Here is a 21,752-nt window from a genome sequence, read left to right on the forward strand (position 1 = left end):
TGCTCGCGATAGCGGTGTGTCAGCCAATAGTCATGGTGCTGATCTAGCGCTATCGCGAGCAAGCTCGCTCCCACAGGTGTTCGGCGGCGATGCGCCGATCACGGCGCTACCGGCAACAAAAACCGCGCAATCACCGGCAAATGGTCGGAGATGCGCAAGGTGTCGTCCTGCCTTACCCGGGCTTCGACCCGTTTGAGGCGCGGGCTGTAGAACTGGTAGTCGACGGTGCGGTCGGGGCCGTTGAGGCCGGGGTCGTTCGGGTAGTGGGTCAGCCAGTGTTCGCGGTCGATGCCGCTGGCCTCGTTGTTGGTGGGGATCATCGGGTATTTGTCCCACAGCAGGTGCAGGGGGCTGTCGGCGGAGTAGGGCTCGCGTTGCTCGGCCGGCAGGCGCCGGTACTGGCCCAGGGGCAGCAGGTTGAAGTCGCCGCCGATCAGCCAGGGTGTGCCAGCGGATTCGAATTTATCCAAGGCCTTGGCCACGGCGGTGATTTGTTTGGGCAGGGTTTCGTCCGGCTCGCTGGCCCGTTCCAGGTGGGTGTTGAGCACCGCCAGTTGGCCGCCGCCGCTCAGCGGCAGATAGCTCACCAACAAGGCATTTTTCGGCTGGAACTGACGGCTGATGAAGTGGGTGTCGGCCACCGGCAGTTGTACCCGTTCGGCATGGTCGATGCGGTAGCGACTCAGGGTCGCCAGTTGCCGGCCGACGCTGCCGAAGATGTGTGGATCGGGGACGAAATCGGCCTTCCAGTCGAAGGCACTGGTGCCGCACGGATAGAGGTCGGCCAGCCGCTCCTGCAACAGCTTGAGCTGGTCCTGGTAATCGCTGGCCTTGGCGCCCTTGTCCAGTTCCTGGAGCAGCACGACGTCCGGTTGCTCGTCGCGGATGACCCGTGCCACTTCGTCGAGGCTGAAGGCCATGTCTTCCAGGGTCGGGCTTTCATCGTTGCCCTGGGCCAGGTCGTGCCAGAACACGTAGCGTTTGCCGGCGAGGAACTGGACGTTCCAGGTCATCACCTTCAAGGCCTGGCCGGGCACCAGCGGTGCTGCGTTGGCGGTGCAACTGACCGGCACGGTTTCCCGAGGTTGTGGCCGCCAGGTCAGGCCGTAGATCGACAGGGCGGCCAGGCTGAGGATCAACAGCAGGCCCAGCAAGGTGTAGCGCAGTAGACGGGTCATGGCTCGGCTTATGGGCGAAACGCGAAAGTGATCCCGAGCATAACCGAGAGCGGTTCTCAAGCCCAAGCCCGGGGCCTTCGCAATGTGCGATCAGCGGTTGTCAGGCTTGGCTTCGATCAACATGAACAGGCGGAACAGCACCACGCTGGTGAACAGTTGCAGGAAACTGTGGACGCTGTCGATCAGCAGGCCGAGCACAGGGTTCTGAGGCGACGGATACACCGAGACGCTGACACCCTTGAGCAGCCACAGCGGGCCCATCACCGCCAGAATGCACAACAGCACCCGCCAGAAGTTGCCGCGGGACATGTTCAGGCTTTCCTTCATCGCCGCCAGGGGTGTCAGGCCCCTGAGGACCAACAGGTACTCACTGAAGGCCAGGGTCACCATCAGCCACAGGCCCGGCAGGAAGTACAACGACAGTCCCACCAGGATCAACAGCGTGTTGAGGGCCGTCAGCAAGGCAAAGCGAGGCCACAGGGTGAGGGCCGTGGCGAGCAGGTCACGGGTGCGTGGTGCTTCACCGCGGCTGCGGGCGTCGAGAAACAGGATCAGCGCGGCGGTATACAAGGGGTACACCAAGAGCCCGACGATCACGCTGTAGCCGGGGAAGCCCTCGGGTCCGACGGCGCTGTCCACGCCTTGCTGCAGCACAGCCTCGAGTATGACCAGCGGCAGGCACAGCTGGGCGATCCGGCCCAGATGGCGCTTGAAGAAATACAAAGAGTCGCGCAGCACGTCAAACGGATTCATGAGTCGGTATCGCAGTTCAAAAGCGGTCCGACACTTTAACCGATCAGGTGCCCGCACAAGCAAACGTAAACATCAGGTAAAGACCATTGAAACCTTTGCGGCGAGCCCCATTACTGGTGGGCACCGGTCGTAAGGACCGGAATGGTTTCTACCCGGCAATCTAATGAGGTCGCCATGAACAGCGAAGAACAAACCCTGATCGATGGACTGTTTTCACGGCTGCAACAGGCCGAAAAGGATTCAGCCCCGCGTGACGTCCAGGCCGAGGCGCGGATCAAGGAACACCTGGCCAGCCAGCCAGCGGCGGGCTATTTCATGGCCCAGGCGATTCTGGTGCAAGAGGCCGCGATCAAGCACCTCGATGAACAGAACAAGCAACTCACCCAGCAAGTCGATCAATTGCAGGCCGATCTGCAACGGGCCCGTTCCCAGCCATCGGCACCCAGCGGTGGCGGAGGCTTTCTCTCAAGCATTTTTGGTGGCAGTGCCCGGGATTCACGCCCGGCAAGCGCACCGACGTCCAGTGGGGGAGGCTGGCGCGAACCGGCACAGCCGTCCTTCAATGCTCAGCCCCAGCAGGGCTTCGGCGCGCCGCCCGGCAATTATGCTGCACCGCAGCAGCAGGCCCCGGCAGCGGGCAGCTTCCTCGGCGGTGCCCTGAAAACCGCGGCGGGCGTGGCCGGCGGCGTGATGCTGGCCCAAGGCATCAGCAGCCTGTTTCACAGCAGCCAGCAACCCCAGGAAATCGTCGAGGTCATCAAGGAGGAGCCGGCCCAACCGGTCAACGACACCGCCAACAGCGGCGACAGCGGTTGGGGCGATGACCAACGGGTGGCCGATAACGACAGCTATGGCAACGACCCGGGCGGTTTCAGCGACGCGGACTACAGCGACGATTCTTCTTCCTTCGGCGACGACGACTCCTTCGTCTGACCCGCCATTCGTCCGGGGCGCCCTGGCGCCTCGGGCCGATTATTCGCGGAACAATCCTTCGGGCTGGCATACTGGGCGACTTTTCGGCCCTGGTGGCCTGTGTGCGTGTGCATCCAAGAGGAAACGCGGTGAAAAAAATTGCAGTGTTCGCCGATGTCCAGAACCTCTACTACACCGTGCGCCAAGCCTACGGTTGCCATTTCAACTACGCCGCGCTGTGGGCTGATGTCAGCAAGCAGGGGCAGATCGTCGAGGCCTATGCCTACGCGATCGATCGCGGTGACAGCAAGCAGCAGCAATTCCAGCAGATCCTGCGCAACCTGGGCTTTGTCGTGAAGCTCAAGCCCTACATCCAGCGCAGCGACGGCTCGGCCAAGGGCGACTGGGACGTGGGCATCACGCTGGACATCATGGACGCCGCCGACCACGTCGACGAAGTGGTGCTGGCCTCCGGCGATGGCGATTTCGACATGCTGCTCGAACGCATCATCCAAAAGCACGGTGTACAGGCCGTGGCCTATGGCGTGCCGGGGTTGACCGCCAATTCGCTGATCCGCGCCGCCAGCCGCTACGTGCCCATCGAAGGCGCCTTGCTGCTCAAGAATTGATTTTTACGGAGCTCAGACAGGTTTGGAACGCATCGCAGTCATCGACTTTGAAACCACCGGCATCACGCCAAGCAGCAGTTGCCGGGCCACCGAAATTGCCGTGGTGATCCTTGAACAGGGTCGGATCGTCGACCGCTACCAGAGCCTGATGAATGCCGGTGTGCGCGTCCCTGCATTTATCGAGCAACTGACCGGCATCAGCAATGCCATGCTGCGCAGCGCCCCGTCGGCGGAAAAAGTGATGAACGAGGTCAACGAGTTCGTCGGCATCACGCCGCTGCTGGCGCACAACGCCGCGTTCGACCAGAAGTTCTGGGATTTTGAGCTGGGGCGAATCAAGCGCACCCGCTTGCAGAATTTTGCCTGCTCACTGTTGCTGGCCCGGCGCCTGATGCCGGCGGCGCCGAACCACAAGCTCGGCACACTCAACGCGTTCGCCGGCCTGCCCCATACCGGCCAGGCTCACCGGGCCATGGCCGACGCCGAAATGGCCGCCAACCTCACTGCGCACCTGGCCTCGGAACTGCGGCAAAAGCACGGGTTGCGGGAGTTGTCCCATGATTTGCTGTGCAGCTTGCAGAAAGTGCCGGCGGCGAAGATCAACGAGCACCTCAAGCGCCATCGCGGATTCTGAACACACTACAAAACAAAAACACAGTTTTGATTTGTGTTGGGTCGATTATTTCCCATTGCCTTCCAATTGCCCCAACGGCACGCGCTTCTCAATGGCGCTGGACAGCACGATCGAGGTCTTGCTGAAGCCGAACTTGGCGATGCGGTTGATCAACTCCTCCAGTTCCGGCATTGAGCCAACCGCCGCTTGCATGATCACGCAGGGATCCCCGGTGACCCGGTGGCACTCGGTCAGTTGTGGGATCTTGCACAGTTCGTCGTAGGTCTTCTGGTTGCCGTGCTGGTTCATCCGCAGTTCGATGACGCACTGAACCGGCAGGCCGATTTTCGCCATGTCGACTTTGGCTTGATAACCGGTGATGACGCCGCTGGCTTCCAGTTTGCTGACCCGCTCGGCCACGGCGGGGGCTGAGAGGTTCACTTTGCGGGCCAGTTCGGCGTAGGACGCACGACCGTTTTCCAACAGGGCGCTGAGCAACATGCGGTCGTATTTATCCACAGGAGGGGTTCCAAATGACGTGGCTTTCGAAAGCATGGTTTATAGCGCTGATCTCCGTGTTTTGAAAAGTGTACGGCTCGGATAAACAGGTTTTGTAACTTATTTTCCGTCTGTCGCCTTTCTAGAATAGCGTCTCTCATTGTCCTGACTTCGAGCCGACCATGCCTGGCCCACGCCGTTTTCCCTTGCCATTGATCGCAGCCTTTTTTGCCTTGTACGTCATCTGGGGGTCGACCTACCTGGTGATTCGCATCGGGGTGGAGCATTGGCCGCCGTTGTTGCTGGCCGGGATTCGTTTTGTGCTGGCCGGTTCACTGATGTATGGCTTCCTGCGCTGGCGCGGGGCACCGGCGCCGACTTGGGCGCAATGGAAGGCCGGGGCCATCATCGGCGTGCTGTTGCTCAGTTTCGGTAACGGTGCGGTCAGTGTGGCCGAGCACACGGGCGTGGCGTCCGGGGTTGCGGCCCTGGCGGTGGCGACGGTGCCTTTGTTTACCTTGCTCTGCGGTTATTTCTGGGGCGCGCGTAATACCCGTCTGGAATGGGCGGGGATTGTGCTGGGGTTGATTGGCATCGCGATGCTCAACCTGGGCTCCAACCTGCAGTCCAGCCCGTTGGGTGCGACCTTGCTGGTATTCGCGGCGGCCTCCTGGGCCTTCGGTTCGGTGCTGAGCAAGCACGTGCCGTTGCCGGCCGGGGCGATGGCCAGTGCCGTGGAAATGCTCGTGGGCGGTGTGGTGCTGTTGCTCGGCAGTTTTGCCAGCGGCGAACACCTGGAGCGTGTCCCGCCGTTTGAAGGTTGGTTTGCGCTGGCTTACTTGACCTTCTTCGGTTCGATCATCGCCTTCAACGCCTATATGTACCTGCTCAAGCATGTGCGCCCGGCGGCGGCCACCAGCTATGCCTACGTCAACCCGGCCGTGGCGGTGTTGCTGGGGATCGTGTTCGCGGGTGAAACCATTGGCGCTGAAGAAAGTATGGCGATGTTGGTGATCATCAGTGCCGTGGTGTTGATCGGTTTGCCGCAGTGGCGTAAACCCAAGCCTGCGCCGGCCGCTTCCTGATTTAGGGTAAACTGCCGCGCATTGCACACCTTGCGCTGATTTTTCCTACGGTACTTCCATGACTTTCGCCACCCTTGGCCTGATCGAACCCTTGCTGCGCGCCCTCGAGACGCTCGGCTACCAGACCCCGACCCCGGTGCAGGCCCAAGCCATGCCGGCGGTGCTGGCCGGTCGCGACCTGATGGCCGCGGCCCAGACCGGCACCGGCAAGACCGCCGGTTTCGCCGTGCCGCTGTTGCAGTTGCTGACCACCGAAGGGCCGAAGGTCGCCGCCAACTCGGTGCGGGCGCTGATCCTCGTGCCGACCCGTGAGCTGGCTGAGCAGGTCCATGAAAGCGTGCGTCAGTACGCGCAAAACCTGCCGCTGAGCACCTACGCCGTGTACGGCGGTGTCAGCATCAACCCGCAGATGATGAAGTTGCGCAAAGGCGTCGATCTGCTGGTCGCCACGCCGGGTCGCTTGCTCGACTTGTTCCGCCAGAATGCGCTGAAGTTCAACCAGTTGCAGACCCTGGTGCTGGACGAAGCCGACCGCATGCTAGACCTGGGCTTCTCCGAGGAGTTGGCGAATATCTACAAGGCCCTGCCGAAGAAGCGCCAGACCCTATTGTTCTCGGCGACCTTTTCCGATGCGATCCGCTTGTTGGCCGGGCAGATGCTCAATGATCCGCTGAGCATCGAAGTGAGCCCGCGCAACGTCGCCGCCAACACCGTCAAGCAATGGGTGGTGACGGTTGATAAGAAGCGCAAGCCGGAATTGTTCGTGCACCTGATGCGCAAGAACAAGTGGAAGCAGGTGCTGGTCTTTGCCAAGACCCGCAACGGTGTCGATGCACTGGTGGAAAAACTCCAGGGCCTGGGCGTCAACGCCGACGGCATCCACGGTGACAAACCCCAGGCCACCCGCCAGCGGGCACTGGACCGCTTCAAGGCCAGCGAAGTGCAGATCCTTGTGGCGACCGACGTCGCTGCCCGTGGCTTGGATATCGAAGATTTGCCGTTGGTGGTGAACTTCGACCTGCCGATCGTCGCCGAGGACTACATCCACCGCATCGGCCGTACCGGTCGGGCGGGCTCGACCGGGGAAGCGATTTCCCTGGTCTGCGCCGACGAAGTGAACCTGCTGTCGGCCATCGAGATGCTGACGCGCCAGGCGCTGACTCGTCAGATGGAACAGGACTTCGAGCCTGAACATCGGGTACCGGACACCGATGCCAGCGGACAGGTAATCAAGAAACCGAAAAAGCCGAAGAAACCGAAAACCTCCGGTAGCGGCGGCAAGCGCAACCTGGGCAAGTGGGTGGACAGCGGCGACGCTGGGCCTGTGGAACCTTCGGTCAAGCCTGTGCGCAAGGTGCCGGTGTTCAATACCGGGCCGCGTAAGCGTAAGCCTTGAGGATCCGTTGCGCCTGATACACCGCTATCGCGAGCAAGCTCGCTCCCACAGTGGTGTTCAGGTGTTCACAAATCCGGTGTCCATGCAGATATCCTGTGGGAGCGAGCTTGCTCGCGATGGGTGCGCTTGGGTCTTCAATCCAGGCGCTGCAACCACTCCAGAATTCCTAAACCCGCCGCCCGGCCACTGGCAAAGCACGCCGTGAGCAGGTAACCACCGGTCGGCGCTTCCCAATCGAGCATTTCCCCGGCGCAGAAAACGCCGGGCAATTGCTTGAGCATCAAGCGTTCATCCAAGGCTTCGAACGTCACGCCTCCAGCGCTGCTGATGGCTTCGTCCAGGGGGCGGGTCTTCACCAGCGTGAGCGGCAGGGCCTTGAGCGCCTGGGCCAGTTGCGCCGGGTCAGTGAAACTCTCGGCTGGCGCAAGCTCGCGCAACAGCGCAGCCTTGACCCCGTCGATCCCCAACTGGCTGTGCAAGTGCTTGGCCATTGAGCGCGATCCGCGAGGCTTGTTCAGGGCTTGCTGGATTTTATCCACAGGCCGGCCCGGCAGCAGATCCAGGTGAAGGGTCGCGCGGCCGTGTTGGTTGATCGCTTCGCGGATAGCTGCCGAAAGCGCGTAGATCAGGCTGCCTTCGATGCCGGTGGCGGTGATCACGCACTCGCCGAGGCGCGGCTTATCGTCGTTCAAACCAATGGCGATATTTTTCAGCGGGGCGCCAGCGAATTTGCTGATCATCAGGTCGCTCCAGGCCTCTACCTCGAACCCACAGTTGCTCGGTTGCAATGGCGCCAGGGCCACACCGCATTGTTCCAGCGCCAGCATCCAGGCACCGTCAGAGCCCAGGCGCGACCAACTGCCGCCGCCCAGGGCCAGCAGTGTCGCGTCGGGGCGTAGCGTTTTCTCGCCTTCCGGACTCGCTATTCGCAAGCTGTCATCGGGGTTCCAGCCGAGCCAGCGATGGCGAGTGTGGATCATCACGCCGGCATCGCGCAGGCGCTTGAGCCAGGCGCGCAGCAACGGCGCGGCTTTCATGTCGGTAGGAAATACCCGTCCGGAGCTGCCGATAAACGTGTCGATGCCCAGTCCGTGAATCCAATCGCACAATTGCTCGGCGCCGAATGCCCGCAGCAGCGGGGCAATGTTCGGCGCCCGTTCACCGTAGCGGGAGAGGAAGGCCGGGAAGGCTTCTGAGTGGGTGATGTTCATGCCGCCCACGCCGGCCAGCAGGAATTTGCGGCCCACCGATGGCATGCCGTCGTACAGGTCGACCCGCAGGCCGGCCTGGCTCAACACCTCTGCCGCCATCAGGCCGGCGGGGCCGCCGCCGATGATGGCGATGTTGGGGGCGGAAGGCTTGGGGGCTTGGGTCATGGCGAGCTGCGAGGGGTAAGGAAGAAGCCGGGCATTCTACCAGCACAACTCTTTGTGGGAGCGAGCTTGCTCGCGATAGCGGAAGGTCAGCTACATGAATGACACTGACACACCGCTATCGCGAGCAAGCTCGCTCCCACAGGGTGGGGTGGTGCTTTCCAAGAAGTGATCAAAAAACAGCCAAGCCTCTGCAGGCTATATGCGCCATAGCCTGTAAGCCGTTTCGCTCAGGTTATCCACAGGCCGCTCCACAGGCATTGTGGGTAAAGCCCAGGTTTCAGTGACAACCTGATGACGTCCAGACCTTTTGTGCGCTGTGGTGCAGGATCCCATGGCGGCGGGCCAGGGCCTTGCGGTCCTTGCTATAGCCGCCACCGATCACGCCGACCACCGGGATGTCGCGTCCCAGGCAATGGCGCATGACGCTCTCGTCCCGGGCGGCGAGGCCTTCGTCTGTCAGCTTCAGGTAACCGAGGGCGTCATCCTTGTGTACGTCGACGCCAGCGTCATACAGCACCAGGTCTGGCTGATAGAGTGGCAGCAAGTAGTTGAGCGCATCGTCCACCACTTTCAAATAAGCCGCGTCTTCCATGCCCATCGGTAGGGGGATGTCCCAATCGCTTTGCGCCTTGCGTGCAGGAAAATTCTTTTCGCAGTGCAGGGAAACTGTCACGGCGTCCTGGGTGTCATGGAGTATTCGGGCGGTGCCGTCGCCCTGATGGACATCGCAGTCGAAAATCAGCACCCGCGAAACTCGGCCGCTGGCCAGGAAATAGCGGCTGATCACCGCCAGGTCGTTGAAGATGCAGAACCCGGCCGGGTGGTCGTAGTGGGCGTGATGGGTGCCGCCGGCCAGGTGGCAGGCCAGGCCGTGCTCGAGGGCTTGTTCGGCGGCCAGGAGCGAGCCGCCCACGGCGCGCACCGTTCGGCGGGCCAGGGCTTCGCTCCAGGGCAGGCCAAGTCGCCGTTGGTCTTCGCGGGACAACTCGCCGCCCATGTAGCGTTCGATATAGGCTCGGTCGTGGGCCAGGGCGAGAATGTCCGGTGGGCACAGCGCTGGGCGCAACAGGTCGGCGTCGCGGGTCAGGCCGCTGTCCACCAGGTGATCGCGCAACAGGCGAAACTTGTCCATGGGGAAACGGTGTTCCGCCGGGAATTCGGGACTGTAGTCTTCGTGATAGATCAGCGGCAGCGACATGGTGTTTTCAGTAGTGATTGAGTGACGGATCCTACCAGCGATGTAGACTCTGGGGCATGGAAGGGGAGTGAATATGGAGCCGATACTGGAACTGGAAAGCGCACGGCTGCTCTTGCGGCAGTGGCGCGATGATGACTTGCCGGAATTTGCCGCCATGTGCGCAGACCCGCAGGTGATGCGTTATTTTCCGGCGCCCCTGAGCCGCCTGGAAAGCGCCGCCCTGATCGGTCGCGTACGGGGGCATTTCGCCGAGCATGGTTTTGGTTTGTGGGCCCTGGAACGCAAGGACACAGGCGCTTTCATTGGTTTCACCGGGCTGGGTGTGGTCGGGTTCGATGCGCCTTTCACACCGGCTATCGAGATCGGTTGGCGCCTGGCCCGGGAGCACTGGGGCCTGGGGTATGCCAGCGAAGCGGCGTGGACCGCCCTGCGTTGTGCCTTCGACCAATTGACGCTGGACGAAGTGGTGGCGTTCACTGCCGTCGATAACCTGCCCTCGCAAAAGGTCATGCAGGCCATTGGCATGCAGCACGACCCGGCTGACGACTTCGAACACCCGACACTCGCCGTCGGTCATCCATTGCGTCACCATGTGCTCTATCGCATCAATCGTGAGCAGTGGTTGCAGACCCTGCACGGTTAGCCGACACGGACGTTTACAATGCCCGCCAGAGTGGCCCGGGCCAACAATCGATCCACCGCCGCAGCGTAGACTGCGCGGTATTGCGCTGTGTGAGGAAAGTCTGAATGAGCCACGTGTTGGAAGATCTGGTCGACCTGCTGACCCTGGAACCGATCGAAGAGAACCTGTTTCGCGGGCGTAGCCAGGATTTGGGGTTTCGCCAGTTGTTCGGCGGCCAGGTACTGGGCCAGTCGTTGTCGGCGGCCAGCCAGACCGTGGAAGAGGCGCGCCATGTGCATTCGATGCACGGTTACTTCCTGCGTCCGGGTGACGCGGCATTGCCGGTGGTCTACCAGGTGGACCGGGTGCGTGACGGTGGCAGCTTCAGCACTCGCCGGGTGACGGCGATCCAGAAGGGCAACCCGATTTTCACTTGCAGTGCGTCGTTCCAGTACGACGAAGAGGGCTTTGAGCACCAGAGCAGCATGCCGCAAGTCGTCGGGCCGGAGAACCTGCCGTCCGAGCTGGAACTGACCCAGCAACGTGCGCACTTGCTGCCTGAGCACATGCGCGAAAAACTGCTGTGCCCCAAGCCGATCGAAGTGCGCCCGGTCACCGAAAAAGACCCTTACAACCCGCAGCCGGCCGATCCGGTCAAATACGTGTGGTTCCGTGCCGATGGCGCCCTGGCGGATTCGCCGGCCTTGCACAAATACCTGCTGGCCTACGCGTCGGACTTCGGCCTGTTGACCACTTCGCTGCTGCCCCACGGCAAATCGGTTTGGCACAAGGACATGCAGGTCGCCAGCCTCGATCACGCCTTGTGGTTCCATGCCGACCTGCGCGCCGATGACTGGTTGCTCTACGCCATGGACAGCCCGTGGGCCGGCAATTCCCGCGGGTTCTCCCGTGGCAGCGTGTTCAACCGCGCCGGGCAACTGGTGGCCTCGGTGACCCAGGAAGGCCTGATTCGCCATCGCAAGGACTGGGCATGAGCCTGGCCGAGGTTCGTCACTGGGTGTTCGACATGGATGGCACGCTGACCATCGCCGTGCATGACTTCGCGGCGATCCGCGTGGCCCTGGCGATTCCGGCCGAAGACGACATCCTCACCCATCTGGCGGCGTTGCCGGCTGATGAAGCCGCGACCAAGCATGCCTGGCTGCTGGAGCACGAACGGGACCTGGCGTTGGGCTCCAAGCCTGCACCGGGGGCGGTCGAGTTGGTGCGTGAACTGGCGAGGCGCGGTTATCGCCTGGGCATCCTCACCCGCAACGCCCGCGAACTGGCCCACGTGACCCTTGAGGCCATCGGCCTGGCGGACTGTTTCGCCGTGGAAGATGTGCTGGGGCGCGACGAGGCTCCGCCCAAGCCGCATCCCGGTGGCCTGTTGAAACTGGCCGAGGCCTGGAACGTGGCGCCCGAGGCGATGGTGATGGTGGGTGATTACCGCTTTGACCTGGACTGCGGTCGCGCGGCGGGGGCGCGGACGGTGCTGGTGAACCTGCCGGACAATCCGTGGCCGGAGCTGACGGATTGGCATGCGCGCGATTGTGCCGAGTTGCGGCGGATGCTGTTGGCTTGAGAGTGATAGCGGCTGGCTAGCCGCTATCGCGAGCAAGCTCGCTCCCACAGTGATTTGTGGGTGAGCACAGATTCTTTAATCGACAGAGAACCCCTGTGGGAGCGAGCTTGCTCGCGATGAGGCCCTGTCAGGCAACACAAGGCTTACTGACCAAACAACGCCTTCAACCCCTCAGGCGAAGTCAACATCCCATCCCCGTTATGCCCCACCCCGGGCACCTCGATCAGCCGCTGGTTCAACCCGACGGGGTGACGCCGGCTCAGGTAGTCGAAAAAGAAGTGCCCGCGCAGTAACCGATACGCCCCCTGGGTCTGCGCTTCGCAGCCCTTATCCAGCGCCGGGTGCTCCGGGTCGATGTCCTGTTGCCCGAGCAGATAGACGATATCGCGCCTGACGTAGTTTTCTTCTAACTGAGCGGGTGTTTGCCCGGCGGCATAGGCGGGCAAGTGCTGCAGGCCGTACTTCCAGTGATTGAAGCCAGGGCAACTGGCGAGGTCGAAGGCCATGGGCCGTTGCGCATCGAAATAGGCGTAGGACGACGGGTTGGCAATGACAAACCGCGGGCTGATCCGGTACTGGCCGTGGGCGAGCAAGGCATAGCGCTGCACTACCTGGGCGCCACCGGAATGGCCGGCGATGACGATCTCCTTCACTTCGGGAAACTGCTGCCGGTCACTGACGCGTGCAACGATGTCGTCCAGTACTTGGAAGGAACTGACTGGGTTGGGCCCTGTGGACAGGCCTCCGGCCATCCAGTCGTTGCCTTGCCAGCGCAGGATGTCATTGGGCAATTGATGGCGCGCCACGTCCTGTTCGTTGAGAAACTGCGGGGCGATGATCAGGGTGGTGTCCAGTTGCCCGGCCTGCCCGGCAGCCTTTTCGGCGCTGTGCAGGTAGGTGTCGGCATTGCGCAGCCGACCGTGGAGGATGATCAACACGCGCTGGATGGACGCCGGGGGCGGGCTTACGGCGACGGCCATGGCGCCGCCCTTGAACTGCAGTCGTCCTTGGGCGACGACGTTGACGCCATGTTCCTCGGCCTGGGCAACGGCGCAGCACAGCACCAACCCGATCAGCGCCCCCCACTTCATCTACAGGTTTTTCGCCGCGAACGTGTCGCACTGGCTGACCTGGCCCTGGGCGAACCCGGTCTTGAACCAGCGCACTCGCTGCGCCGACGTGCCGTGGGTGAAGGAATCCGGTACCACACGGCCCTGGCCTTGTTGCTGCAAGCGGTCATCGCCGATGGCATTGGCGGCGTTCAAGGCTTCCTCGATGTCTCCCGGCTCCAGCCAGTTCAGGCGTTTTTGCGCGTGATTGGCCCACACACCCGCCAGGCAATCGGCCTGTAACTCCTGGCGTACCAACAAGCCGCCATCGCCTTCCATCTGCCGGCCTTGCTGGCGCGCTTCCTGGATTTTCGCCGACACGCCGAGCAGCGTCTGTACGTGGTGTCCGACTTCGTGGGCAATGACGTAGGCCTGGGCGAAGTCCCCGGCGGCGGAGAAGCGTTGGGACATTTCCTTGAAGAAACTCATGTCCAGGTAGACTTGCCGGTCTGCCGGGCAATAGAACGGACCGGTCGCCGACGAGGCAAGGCCGCAGGCCGAGTTGACCCGACCGCTGAACAACACCAGTTTGGGTTGCTGGTATTGGCGTCCGGCTTGCTGGAAGACCTGGCCCCAGGTGTCTTCGGTATCGCCGAGAATCGAGCGCACGAACTCGGCCTGTTCATCGTTGGCCGGTGGCGCCTGGCGGGTTTGTGACGTGGCGGGCGCGGACTGGTCCATCTGCCCGGCCAGTTGCCCGAGAATCTGCATCGGGTCCTGGCCGGTGATCCAGCCGATGCCGACGATCAGGAGGATGGCCGTCAGGCTCAGTCCCTTGCCGCCGCCGAAGCGCATCCCGCCACCGCCACCGCCCCCACCGTCGTCGCGGGCGTCCACCACGTTGTCACTGCGGCGACCTTTTTTCCATAGCATGTGGGCGTTCCTCTGGTTGACCGGGGTGTCACTGTACTGCCGTTGCGGTGAGTCTAGCTTTTGGGGCGTCAGGATGCGCGTGTCGCCTGAGCTTTCAGGCAATCGTCGTGGGGTTTGGTTCATCAGGGCATGAATGAAGGGCTCATTGGTTCCAGAATTTGCATTACACTTTGCATATTCTAGAATCGATGCACTTGTCTTTGGATCGCTCATGGCCGGCAGTCAAATCGAACGGGTTTTCAATGTGCTGGAAAGCCTCGCCAGCGACCCACGCGGGTGGCCGCTGCTAGGCTTGGCCGAACAGCTGCAGATTCCCAAGAGTGCCACCCACCGTTTGCTCGCCGAACTGATGCGCCTGGGCTATGTACGCCAGAATCCCGAGAACCTGCGTTATCACTTGTCGACCCGACTGGTTGCCATGGGCTTTCGCTATTTGTCGCGAAGCGGTGCTGACATCGTGCAGCCCGTGCTCGATCGCCTGGCACAGGAAACGGGTGAACTGGTGCGCCTGGGTGTCATCGAAGGGGAGTGCCAGACCTGGATCGCCAAGTCTCAGGGGGCCCGTTCCGGCTTGCGTTACGACCCGGACATGGGGCGTGAGACGCCGTTGTCCTATACCGCGTCGGGCCATGCCTGGCTGGCTTGCATGAGTGACGCCGAGGCGTTGGCCCTGGTGGCGCGCCAGGCCGTGCAAGTGCCGGAGGACGCCGGGCCAAACGCACCACGCAGCCCGGCTGAACTGCTCCAGTACCTGCACCAGGCCCGCGAACAAGGCTATGCCTGTGTCGAGGAAAGCTCGGCGATCGGCACGTCGGCCATTGCCGCTGTGGTCCGTCATCCATTGGATGGCCGAGTCATCGGTGTGTTGAGTGTTGCCGGCCCCAGCGCACGGATGACGCGGGCGCGGTTGCATGAGCTGGCACCGACCTTGCTGGCGTTTGCCGAGGAGTTATCGCAAGCCAGCCAGGCCTCGGAGTTGTTCAGCTGAATGCGGTCTCATCCGTCACAGCAAGCCTTGCTCCCTACATCACGCAACGCAGGATTCCTACATGACCGTTAGCACTCCGCTTTCCGGCGTCAATCAGGCTTTCAAGGGCATCCTGCTTATTCTGGTGGCGACGTTTCTGTTTTCCAGTCATGACGCCTTGGCGAAATATCTCTCGGGTTTCTACCCGATCATCATGGTGGTCTGGGCACGCTACGTGGTGCACACATTGTTGATGGCGGGTATTTTCCTGCCGCGCTCGGGGCTGCGGGTCCTGCGTACCAAGCGCCCTTTGTGGCAACTGGCCCGGGCGCTGTGCCTGCTGGGTACCAGCCTGTTCTTCACCACGGCGCTGTTGTATATCCCGTTGGCCGAGGCGACGGCGGTCAACTTTCTCGCGCCCGTGCTGGTCACCGCGTTGTCGGTGCCATTGCTGGGTGAACACGTGACACGCGGCCAATGGATCGCGGTGATCTTCGGCTTTATCGGGGTGTTGATCATCGTCCATCCGGGCGGTGATCTGTTCACCCCGGCGGTGATATTGCCGTTCTGTTCGGCGCTGTTCTTCTGTTTCTACCAACTGCTCACGCGCAAGCTCAGCGAGATCGACAGCCCGACCACCAGCAACTTCTTCGCCGGCCTGTGCAACACCTTGGTGATGAGCGCGCTGGTGCCGTTCTTCTGGCAAGTGCCGAGCTTTTTGCACGGCGCGATGATGCTGGCGCTGGGCGCCTGCGGGATGACGGCGCACCTGATGCTGACCCAGGCCTTCCGTTTTGCCGCTCCGGCGCTGCTCGCACCGTTCGGGTACTGCCAGATCGTGTTTGCCGGGCTGCTGGGCTGGTTGTTGTTCAACCATACGCCGACGCTGACCACGGTGGTGGGCATCGCTCTGATTTGCTTGAGTGGGCTGGCGGCGGCGTGGCAACAGCGGCGGGGGTAACACGGATTGTGGAGAGTTGATTGTGGGAGCAAGGCTTGCCCGCGATGAAGACGATGCGGTCCCAAGTGAACCGAGGCGCCTGCATCGCGGGCAAGCCTTGCTCCCACAATCGGGATGAATCCCGGGCGACTGGAATCAGCTTTCCAGCGTAGGCACCTTGCGCGGCGCCATGAAGTACAACCAGGTCAGGGCAATGAAGTACATCGCCGGGATCAAGGTGAACAGCACGGTGTAATTGTTGTTGGTAACGGTGAGGATGTGGCCGACCAACTGGGTCATGAACATCCCGCCGATGGCCGCGCACATGCCGCCGAAGCCAAACACCGTACTCATCATGTGCTTGGGCGTGTAGTCCATGACCAGGCTCCAGATATTGGCGGTCCAGGCCTGGTGTGCGCCGATGGCCAGGGAAATGGCGAACACCGCTATCCACAGGCTGCTGGAGCCTGCGGCCATGATCACGCCGATGATGCAGCAGGCGAACAGCAGCATGGACACCAGTCGTGCCTTGATCGGATCAAGGCCGCGGCCGATCAGGAATGAAGACAGGATGCCGCCACCCACGCTGCCGAAGTCGGCGGTGAGGTAGATGATGATCAGCGGGATACCCATCTGGGTCACATTGATGCCCAGGTTGTATTGCTGGTTCAGGAACGGCGGCAGCCAGTAGAGGTAGAACCAGAACACCGGCGCGGTGATCGAGTAGGCCAGGGCGAAGGCCCAGGTGCCGCGCATGCGCAGGATACGGGAGAAAGGCACGCGGACCTGGTCCGGTTCGTCCTGGGCCTGGATGTAGTCCAGTTCCGACTGTTTGACGCTGGGATGGTCTTCGGGGTTGAAGTATTTCAGGCCCCAGAACAGCAGCCAGATCCCGCCCAGCGCGGCCATGCACAGGAACGCGGCTTGCCAGCCCCACACGTGCAGGACCAACGGCAGCAGCATCGGGGTGAACATCGCGCCGACGTTGGTCCCGGCGTTGAAGATACCGGTGGCCACGGCCCGCTCGCCTGCCGGGAACCACAGCCGTGTGGTCTTCACGCAGGCCGGGTAGTTGGCGGCTTCGGTGAGGCCGAGGATGAAGCGGCAGACCATGAAGCCCAGCGCCGAGGTGGCCAGGCCGTGGGCACCGGTCGCCACGCTCCAGAGCAGCACGGCGCAGAAGAACACGCGCTTGACGCCGATCCGGTCAATCAGCCGCCCTTGCAACACGAAACCGACGGCATAACCGACCTGGAACCAGAAGTTGATGTTGGCGTAGTCCATCGCCGTCCAGCTCATTTCCTTGGCCAGGATAGGCTGCATGACGCCCAGGGCGGCGCGGTCGATGTAGTTCAGCGTGGTGGCAAAAAACACCAGGGCGAGCATGCCCCAACGGGTCTTGCCCACGGCCATGGCGCCGCGAATCTTGTCACCGATGCCGCCGGAGGAGACACCCAGGCCGGGGGCCAGGCGGGAACTTTGGGAAGGGATCATAGCTTGTACCCGTTTTTGAAATTCTTATGGTTGGTCTGGGTCTGTCCATTGATGCCGGCGGCCAGGGCCTGCGTCAATGTGGAAGCGATGGTGCGCAGTGAGCAAAAAATCGTCAATTCAGCAATCGGCATATTGTTCGATAATCGCCCAAAAAACTAACCGAATGGTACATATTAAATTGCTGAAAGAAACCGGCAGCTCAATAATCGGCTGACTCTTTAAAAAGCGGCGCACCTTTTTGTAGCCGATGCCTGTCCCGGGAGCCGAAGTCATGCAGCGTTCCATTGCCACCGTATCCTTGAGCGGTACCTTGCCGGAAAAACTCGAAGCCATTGCCGCCGCCGGTTTTGACGGGGTGGAAATCTTCGAGAACGACCTTCTCTATTACGATGGCAGCCCTCGGGAAATCAGGCAGATGTGCGCCGACCTGGGCATCGCCATCACGTTATTCCAACCGTTTCGCGACTTCGAAGGCTGCCGCCGCGACCGCCTGGCGCGCAATCTGGAGCGCGCCGAGCGCAAGTTCGACTTGATGCAGGAGCTGGGCACCGACCTGGTGCTGGTGTGCAGCAACGCCTCGGCCGACAGCGTCGGCGATGAGCAGATCCTGGTCGATGACCTGCGGTTGCTCGCCGAACGTGCCGGTGCGCGGGGCTTGCGTATCGGTTACGAAGCGCTGGCCTGGGGTCGGCACGTGAATACGTATCAACAGGTCTGGAACATCGTGCGCCAGGCCGATCACCCCAGCCTCGGCGTGTTGCTCGACAGCTTCCATACCTTGTCCCTCAAGGGCGATCCGAGCGCGATCGCCGAGATTCCCGGCGACAAGATCTTCTTCGTGCAAATGGCCGACGCGCCGATCCTGGCCATGGATGTCCTGGAGTGGAGCCGGCATTTCCGTTGTTTCCCGGGGCAGGGCGAGTTCGACTTGCCGGGTTTCCTGGCACCGATCATCAAGAGTGGCTACACCGGACCGCTGTCGCTGGAAATCTTCAACGACGGTTTCCGCGCCGCGCCGCCACGGGCCAATGCCGCCGACGGCCTGCGCTCGCTGCTGTACCTGGAAGAAAAGACCCGCCAGCGCCTGGCTGAAGAAGCGCCGGCCGCCAGCAATGCCGATATTCTTTTCGCCACGCCGCCGGCCAGTGAATACAACGGCATCGAATTCCTCGAGTTCGCCGTGGACGATAACCTCGGTGCCAAGCTGTCCCATTGGCTGGAACGGCTGGGGTTCGTCAAGGCCGGCCAGCATCGCTCCAAGAATGTGAGCCTGCTGCGCCAGGGCGATATCAACCTGATCCTCAACAGCGAACCGTACTCGTTCGCCCACAGTTTTTTCGAAGCCCACGGACCTTCGTTGTGCGCCACCGCCGTGCGCGTGAAAAACAGCGCCAGCGCCCTGGAACGGGCCGTTGCCTACAAAGGCCAGCCTTATCGTGGGTTGGTGGGCCCCAATGAACTGGAGCTGGCGGCGGTGCGCGCACCGGACGGTAGCCTGATTTACCTGGTGGACCAGCAGGCCGATGTCTATGGCACCGATTTCAATCTGCAGCCGGGTGCGGTCATTGGGGCCGGGCTCAAGCGCATCGACCACATGGCGATGGCGCTACCGGCCGACAGCCTCGACAGTTGGGTGCTGTTCTACAAGAGCCTGCTGGATTTCGAGGCCGACGACGAAGTCGTCCTGCCCGATCCTTATGGCCTGGTCAAAAGCCGCGCGCTGCGCAGCCGCTGCAGTTCGATCCGCTTGCCGCTGAACATTTCCGAGAACCGCAACACTGCAATCTCACACGCCTTGTCGAGTTATCGCGGCTCTGGCGTGCATCATATCGCCTTCGACTGCGACGATATCTTCGCTCAGGTCAGTCGTGCCAAAGAGGCGGGCGTACCGTTGCTGGACATCCCGCTCAATTACTACGACGACCTGGCGGCGCGGTTCGATTTCGACGACGAGTTTCTCAGCGAACTGGCCTACTTCAACGTGTTGTACGACCGTGACGCCCAGGGTGGCGAGCTGTTCCACGTCTACACCGAGCCGTTCGAAGGGCGGTTTTTCTTCGAGATCATCCAGCGCAAGAACGGCTATGCCGGTTATGGCGCTGCCAATGTCGCGGTGCGCCTGGCGGCCATGGCCAAGTCCCGCAGCGGTGGTTTGCGGCACGCCAAGTTGTAGGGAAATCGTAAACGTGGCGGTAAAGGGCAATGTCGTGGCTTCCTTCACTGCACGGTGCGGCCCATAATCGCCGATCTGTGCAGTGATGGCCGTGAGCCCCGCAATGACCATGAATCCAGAGCTTTCCGCAACGCTCGACGAACCCGTCGCCGCGCCGCGCAAGAGTCGCAAGAACAACCCGGAGAAGACCCGGGAGAACATTCTTCAGGAAGCCATCGTCGAGTTCGTCCAGCAAGGCCTGGCCGGTGCCCGGGTCGACGCCATCGCCGAGCGCATCCACACCTCCAAGCGCATGATCTACTACTACTTCGGCAGCAAGGAGCAGTTGTACGTCGAGGTGCTGGAAAAACTCTATGGAGATATCCGCACCACCGAGAGCCGCCTGCACCTGGCGGAACTGGCCCCGGTCGATGCGATCCGGCGCCTGGTGGAGTTCACCTTCGATCACCACGATCGTAATGTGGATTTCGTGCGCATCGTCTGCATCGAGAACATCCACAACGCCGAGTACGTGAAGCAGTCAGGTGCGATCAAGGCGATGACCAATACCATCCTCGATTCCCTGGGCGTGATCCTGCGGCGCGGCGCTGAAGAGGGCGTGTTCCGTGCCGGCCTCGAGCCGCTGGATGTGCATCTGCTGATCAGTTCGTTCTGTTTTTACCGCGTGTCCAATCGCCAGACATTTGGTGAGATCTTTCAGATCGACCTGTCGGATGATGCGATCAAGCAGCGGCATCGCGCGATGGTCTGTGAGTCGGTGCTGCGGTATCTGCAGCCCTGACACCGAACCCTGACTCTGAAACCTTTGTGGGCGCGAGCTTGCTCGCGATGACGGTGTTTCAGTCAACATTGATGCTGACTGATCCAACGCTATCGCGAGCAAGCTTGCTCCCACAGGGGATTGTCACCAGGCTTTAGTGATTCATGCTTTGGAAATGCGCCAGCATCCGCTGCGCATCTGGCGCCACGCCGCTGAACAGTTCGAAGGCCTTCACCGCCTGGAACACGGCCATGTTGCCGCCATCCAGGGTGCGGCAGCCGACCGCGCGGGCGTTGCGCAGCAGTTCGGTTTCCAGTGGGAAGTAGACGATTTCCGCGACCCACAAAGTGCCGCGCAACAGTTCGACCGGCACCGGCATGCCCGGTAATTTTGCCATGCCCATGGGCGTGGTGTTCACCAGGCCGTCGGCCTCGGCCATGGCGGTGGGCAGGTCATGCCCGGCACGGGCGCGGCCAGCGCCGAAGTGTTGATTCAAGTTGTTGGCCAGCGCCTCGGCACGGCTGACCTCGACGTCAAAAATGCTCAGGGTTTCTACGCCTTCCATCAACAGCGCGTGGGCCACCGCCGCGCCGGCGCCACCAGCGCCCATCTGGACCACACGCTTGCGCGCCACATCCCCCAGGCCGCGACGAAAACCTTCGGCGAACCCCAGGCAGTCGGTGTTGTGGCCGATGCGCTTGCCGTCCTTGAGCACGACGGTATTGACCGCGCCGATACCGCGGGCCTCGGGTGACAATTCATCGAGCAGCGGGATGATCGCCTGCTTGCAGGGGAAGGTGATGTTCAGGCCGGTGAAGTCCATGCGCTCGGCTGCTACCAGTAGATCGGCCAGGGCGCCGCTGTCGAGTTTCAGCACGTCGAGGTCGATCAGGCGATACAGGTAACGCATGCCCTGGGCATCGCCTTCGCGCTCATGCATCGCAGGCGTGCGAGAGGCCTGGATGCCCGCGCCGATTAGGCCGGCCAGCACAGTGATATTCGACATGCTCATCAACCCTTCAACCGCTGACTGAAATGTTCCAGGGCCAGGCGATAACCGTGGCTGCCAAACCCGCACATCACGCCAATGGCAACGGATGAGACGAAGGAGTGATGGCGGAAGGTTTCGCGGGCGTGGACGTTGGACAGGTGGACTTCGATGACCGGTACTTCGCTGGCCACCAGGGCATCGCGGATCGCCACGGAGGTGTGGGTCCAGGCCGCCGGGTTGATGACGATACCGGCGCATCGGCCACGGGCGCCGTGAATCCAGTCCAGCAGTTCGCCCTCCTGGTTGGTCTGGCGAAACTCCACCGCCAGGCCGAATTCTTCAGCGGTGCGGCCGCACAGTGCCGAGATGTCAGCCAGGGTTTCATGGCCATAGGTCGCCGGCTCGCGGGTGCCGAGCAGGTTCAGGTTCGGGCCGTTGAGCACCAGAACGATCGGAGGCATCGCAATTTCTCCACATTTTTATTGTTGGTGTCGGCGGGGTTTCAGCCGCTGCAGATAAATTGTACTAGATGGTTAATTTGGTCAAATAAAGCAGCCGACATCGGCCAATAAGTGTTCGATGATCGAACATGACTCTCAA

At 61.9% G+C, this 21,752-nt stretch carries 23 protein-coding genes; 12 read left to right on the forward strand and 11 right to left on the reverse strand.

Features of this window, described 5'->3' with window-relative positions:
- Positions 1 to 98: 98 nt before the first annotated feature.
- Together KI237_RS03780 and KI237_RS03785 are read right to left on the reverse strand one after the other, a co-directional pair.
- On the reverse strand, positions 99 to 1,178 hold the full coding sequence (locus KI237_RS03780; RefSeq protein WP_212798863.1) for an endonuclease/exonuclease/phosphatase family protein: 1,080 nt from the start codon (positions 1,176 to 1,178) through the stop codon (positions 99 to 101).
- A 90-nt stretch (positions 1,179 to 1,268) separates the two neighbouring features.
- Positions 1,269 to 1,931 (reverse strand): YciC family protein, encoded by a 663-nt coding sequence (locus KI237_RS03785; RefSeq protein WP_212798864.1) that lies wholly within the window; start codon positions 1,929 to 1,931, stop codon positions 1,269 to 1,271.
- A gap of 174 nt (positions 1,932 to 2,105) precedes the next feature.
- Between KI237_RS03785 and KI237_RS03790 the strand changes: the two genes are divergently transcribed.
- The 3 genes from KI237_RS03790 to KI237_RS03800 all read left to right on the forward strand — a co-directional run bounded on the left by KI237_RS03790 (position 2,106) and on the right by KI237_RS03800 (position 4,106).
- A complete protein-coding gene (locus tag KI237_RS03790; RefSeq protein WP_212798865.1) occupies positions 2,106 to 2,864 on the forward strand; it encodes a DUF2076 domain-containing protein in 759 nt (252 codons plus the stop codon).
- 128 nt (positions 2,865 to 2,992) lie between these two features.
- Positions 2,993 to 3,472 carry a LabA-like NYN domain-containing protein gene (locus KI237_RS03795; RefSeq protein WP_053182045.1) on the forward strand — a complete coding sequence of 160 codons (480 nt, stop codon included), beginning with the start codon at positions 2,993 to 2,995 and terminating at the stop codon, positions 3,470 to 3,472.
- 22 nt (positions 3,473 to 3,494) lie between these two features.
- Positions 3,495 to 4,106 (forward strand): 3'-5' exonuclease, encoded by a 612-nt coding sequence (locus tag KI237_RS03800; RefSeq protein WP_116833518.1) that lies wholly within the window; start codon positions 3,495 to 3,497, stop codon positions 4,104 to 4,106.
- 45 nt (positions 4,107 to 4,151) lie between these two features.
- On the opposite strand, the gene KI237_RS03805 is transcribed toward KI237_RS03800, so the two are convergent.
- Positions 4,152 to 4,604 carry an Lrp/AsnC family transcriptional regulator gene (locus KI237_RS03805; RefSeq protein WP_003205835.1) on the reverse strand — a complete coding sequence of 151 codons (453 nt, stop codon included), beginning with the start codon at positions 4,602 to 4,604 and terminating at the stop codon, positions 4,152 to 4,154.
- Positions 4,605 to 4,765: 161 nt separating this feature from the next.
- On the opposite strand from KI237_RS03805, the gene yedA reads away from it, so the two are divergent.
- On the forward strand, positions 4,766 to 5,668 hold the full coding sequence (gene yedA / locus KI237_RS03810) for a drug/metabolite exporter YedA (RefSeq protein ID WP_212798866.1): 903 nt from the start codon (positions 4,766 to 4,768) through the stop codon (positions 5,666 to 5,668).
- Between the two features lie 58 nt (positions 5,669 to 5,726).
- Positions 5,727 to 7,064: an RNA helicase RhlE1 gene (rhlE1, locus tag KI237_RS03815; protein ID WP_212798867.1), complete on the forward strand. Its 1,338-nt coding sequence runs from the start codon at positions 5,727 to 5,729 to the stop codon at positions 7,062 to 7,064.
- 134 nt (positions 7,065 to 7,198) lie between these two features.
- Here the strand turns inward: rhlE1 and KI237_RS03820 are convergent, their stop codons facing one another.
- Together KI237_RS03820 and KI237_RS03825 are read right to left on the reverse strand one after the other, a co-directional pair.
- Positions 7,199 to 8,440: a TIGR03862 family flavoprotein gene (locus KI237_RS03820; protein WP_212798868.1), complete on the reverse strand. Its 1,242-nt coding sequence runs from the start codon at positions 8,438 to 8,440 to the stop codon at positions 7,199 to 7,201.
- Positions 8,441 to 8,717: 277 nt separating this feature from the next.
- The gene (locus KI237_RS03825) at positions 8,718 to 9,638 is read right to left on the reverse strand and encodes a histone deacetylase family protein (protein WP_212798869.1); all 921 of its coding nucleotides are present in this window, start codon (positions 9,636 to 9,638) and stop codon (positions 8,718 to 8,720) included.
- A 73-nt stretch (positions 9,639 to 9,711) separates the two neighbouring features.
- Between KI237_RS03825 and KI237_RS03830 the strand changes: the two genes are divergently transcribed.
- From KI237_RS03830 to KI237_RS03840, 3 genes are all read left to right on the forward strand, one after another.
- Positions 9,712 to 10,281: a GNAT family N-acetyltransferase gene (locus tag KI237_RS03830; RefSeq protein WP_212798870.1), complete on the forward strand. Its 570-nt coding sequence runs from the start codon at positions 9,712 to 9,714 to the stop codon at positions 10,279 to 10,281.
- Positions 10,282 to 10,385: 104 nt separating this feature from the next.
- Positions 10,386 to 11,255, forward strand: a complete 870-nt coding sequence (gene tesB, locus KI237_RS03835; protein WP_003205823.1) for an acyl-CoA thioesterase II — start codon at positions 10,386 to 10,388, stop codon at positions 11,253 to 11,255.
- Entirely contained in the window at positions 11,252 to 11,845 is a 594-nt protein-coding gene (locus tag KI237_RS03840; protein WP_212798871.1) for an HAD family hydrolase, read from the forward strand. The genes tesB and KI237_RS03840 overlap by 4 nt, the downstream gene beginning before the upstream one ends.
- A gap of 143 nt (positions 11,846 to 11,988) precedes the next feature.
- Here the strand turns inward: KI237_RS03840 and KI237_RS03845 are convergent, their stop codons facing one another.
- Positions 11,989 to 12,936 carry an alpha/beta hydrolase gene (locus tag KI237_RS03845; protein WP_212798872.1) on the reverse strand — a complete coding sequence of 316 codons (948 nt, stop codon included), beginning with the start codon at positions 12,934 to 12,936 and terminating at the stop codon, positions 11,989 to 11,991.
- Positions 12,937 to 13,827 carry a KPN_02809 family neutral zinc metallopeptidase gene (gene ypfJ / locus KI237_RS03850; protein ID WP_212798873.1) on the reverse strand — a complete coding sequence of 297 codons (891 nt, stop codon included), beginning with the start codon at positions 13,825 to 13,827 and terminating at the stop codon, positions 12,937 to 12,939.
- A 211-nt stretch (positions 13,828 to 14,038) separates the two neighbouring features.
- Between ypfJ and KI237_RS03855 the strand changes: the two genes are divergently transcribed.
- Both KI237_RS03855 and KI237_RS03860 read left to right on the forward strand, forming a co-directional pair.
- On the forward strand, positions 14,039 to 14,815 hold the full coding sequence (locus KI237_RS03855) for an IclR family transcriptional regulator (protein ID WP_212798874.1): 777 nt from the start codon (positions 14,039 to 14,041) through the stop codon (positions 14,813 to 14,815).
- A 61-nt stretch (positions 14,816 to 14,876) separates the two neighbouring features.
- On the forward strand, positions 14,877 to 15,755 hold the full coding sequence (locus tag KI237_RS03860) for a DMT family transporter (protein ID WP_212798875.1): 879 nt from the start codon (positions 14,877 to 14,879) through the stop codon (positions 15,753 to 15,755).
- 135 nt (positions 15,756 to 15,890) lie between these two features.
- On the opposite strand, the gene KI237_RS03865 is transcribed toward KI237_RS03860, so the two are convergent.
- Together KI237_RS03865 and KI237_RS03870 are read right to left on the reverse strand one after the other, a co-directional pair.
- Entirely contained in the window at positions 15,891 to 17,228 is a 1,338-nt protein-coding gene (locus tag KI237_RS03865) for an MFS transporter (RefSeq protein ID WP_212798876.1), read from the reverse strand.
- A gap of 117 nt (positions 17,229 to 17,345) precedes the next feature.
- Positions 17,346 to 17,501, reverse strand: a complete 156-nt coding sequence (locus KI237_RS03870) for a hypothetical protein (RefSeq protein WP_212798877.1) — start codon at positions 17,499 to 17,501, stop codon at positions 17,346 to 17,348.
- On the opposite strand from KI237_RS03870, the gene quiC reads away from it, so the two are divergent.
- Positions 17,500 to 19,401: a 3-dehydroshikimate dehydratase QuiC gene (gene quiC / locus KI237_RS03875; protein ID WP_212798878.1), complete on the forward strand. Its 1,902-nt coding sequence runs from the start codon at positions 17,500 to 17,502 to the stop codon at positions 19,399 to 19,401. The genes KI237_RS03870 and quiC overlap by 2 nt on opposite strands.
- Before the next feature lie 103 nt (positions 19,402 to 19,504).
- Positions 19,505 to 20,182 (forward strand): TetR/AcrR family transcriptional regulator, encoded by a 678-nt coding sequence (locus KI237_RS03880; RefSeq protein WP_212798879.1) that lies wholly within the window; start codon positions 19,505 to 19,507, stop codon positions 20,180 to 20,182.
- A 133-nt stretch (positions 20,183 to 20,315) separates the two neighbouring features.
- On the opposite strand, the gene KI237_RS03885 is transcribed toward KI237_RS03880, so the two are convergent.
- Entirely contained in the window at positions 20,316 to 21,167 is an 852-nt protein-coding gene (locus KI237_RS03885) for a shikimate dehydrogenase (protein ID WP_502937075.1), read from the reverse strand.
- A 5-nt stretch (positions 21,168 to 21,172) separates the two neighbouring features.
- Entirely contained in the window at positions 21,173 to 21,613 is a 441-nt protein-coding gene (gene aroQ / locus KI237_RS03890) for a type II 3-dehydroquinate dehydratase (protein WP_212798881.1), read from the reverse strand.
- Positions 21,614 to 21,752 lie beyond the last annotated feature (139 nt).

The organism is Pseudomonas sp. St316, assembly GCF_018325905.1.
Taxonomy (GTDB): Bacteria; Pseudomonadota; Gammaproteobacteria; order Pseudomonadales; family Pseudomonadaceae; genus Aquipseudomonas.

Bases quoted from the DNA above. Each gene is read 5' to 3' on its own strand.
- KI237_RS03780 (WP_212798863.1), bottom strand. From the start codon at position 1,178: ATGACCCGTCTACTGCGCTACACCTTGCTGGGCCTGCTGTTGATCCTC.
- KI237_RS03785 (WP_212798864.1), bottom strand. From the start codon at position 1,931: ATGAATCCGTTTGACGTGCTGCGCGACTCTTTGTATTTCTTCAAGCGC.
- KI237_RS03790 (WP_212798865.1), top strand. From the start codon at position 2,106: ATGAACAGCGAAGAACAAACCCTGATCGATGGACTGTTTTCACGGCTG.
- yedA (WP_212798866.1), top strand. From the start codon at position 4,766: ATGCCTGGCCCACGCCGTTTTCCCTTGCCATTGATCGCAGCCTTTTTT.
- rhlE1 (WP_212798867.1), top strand. From the start codon at position 5,727: ATGACTTTCGCCACCCTTGGCCTGATCGAACCCTTGCTGCGCGCCCTC.
- KI237_RS03820 (WP_212798868.1), bottom strand. From the start codon at position 8,440: ATGACCCAAGCCCCCAAGCCTTCCGCCCCCAACATCGCCATCATCGGC.
- KI237_RS03825 (WP_212798869.1), bottom strand. From the start codon at position 9,638: ATGTCGCTGCCGCTGATCTATCACGAAGACTACAGTCCCGAATTCCCG.
- KI237_RS03830 (WP_212798870.1), top strand. From the start codon at position 9,712: ATGGAGCCGATACTGGAACTGGAAAGCGCACGGCTGCTCTTGCGGCAG.
- tesB (WP_003205823.1), top strand. From the start codon at position 10,386: ATGAGCCACGTGTTGGAAGATCTGGTCGACCTGCTGACCCTGGAACCG.
- KI237_RS03840 (WP_212798871.1), top strand. From the start codon at position 11,252: ATGAGCCTGGCCGAGGTTCGTCACTGGGTGTTCGACATGGATGGCACG.
- KI237_RS03845 (WP_212798872.1), bottom strand. From the start codon at position 12,936: ATGAAGTGGGGGGCGCTGATCGGGTTGGTGCTGTGCTGCGCCGTTGCC.
- ypfJ (WP_212798873.1), bottom strand. From the start codon at position 13,827: ATGCTATGGAAAAAAGGTCGCCGCAGTGACAACGTGGTGGACGCCCGC.
- KI237_RS03855 (WP_212798874.1), top strand. From the start codon at position 14,039: ATGGCCGGCAGTCAAATCGAACGGGTTTTCAATGTGCTGGAAAGCCTC.
- KI237_RS03860 (WP_212798875.1), top strand. From the start codon at position 14,877: ATGACCGTTAGCACTCCGCTTTCCGGCGTCAATCAGGCTTTCAAGGGC.
- KI237_RS03865 (WP_212798876.1), bottom strand. From the start codon at position 17,228: ATGATCCCTTCCCAAAGTTCCCGCCTGGCCCCCGGCCTGGGTGTCTCC.
- quiC (WP_212798878.1), top strand. From the start codon at position 17,500: ATGCAGCGTTCCATTGCCACCGTATCCTTGAGCGGTACCTTGCCGGAA.
- KI237_RS03870 (WP_212798877.1), bottom strand. From the start codon at position 17,501: ATGACTTCGGCTCCCGGGACAGGCATCGGCTACAAAAAGGTGCGCCGC.
- KI237_RS03880 (WP_212798879.1), top strand. From the start codon at position 19,505: ATGACCATGAATCCAGAGCTTTCCGCAACGCTCGACGAACCCGTCGCC.
- KI237_RS03885 (WP_502937075.1), bottom strand. From the start codon at position 21,167: ATGTCGAATATCACTGTGCTGGCCGGCCTAATCGGCGCGGGCATCCAG.
- aroQ (WP_212798881.1), bottom strand. From the start codon at position 21,613: ATGCCTCCGATCGTTCTGGTGCTCAACGGCCCGAACCTGAACCTGCTC.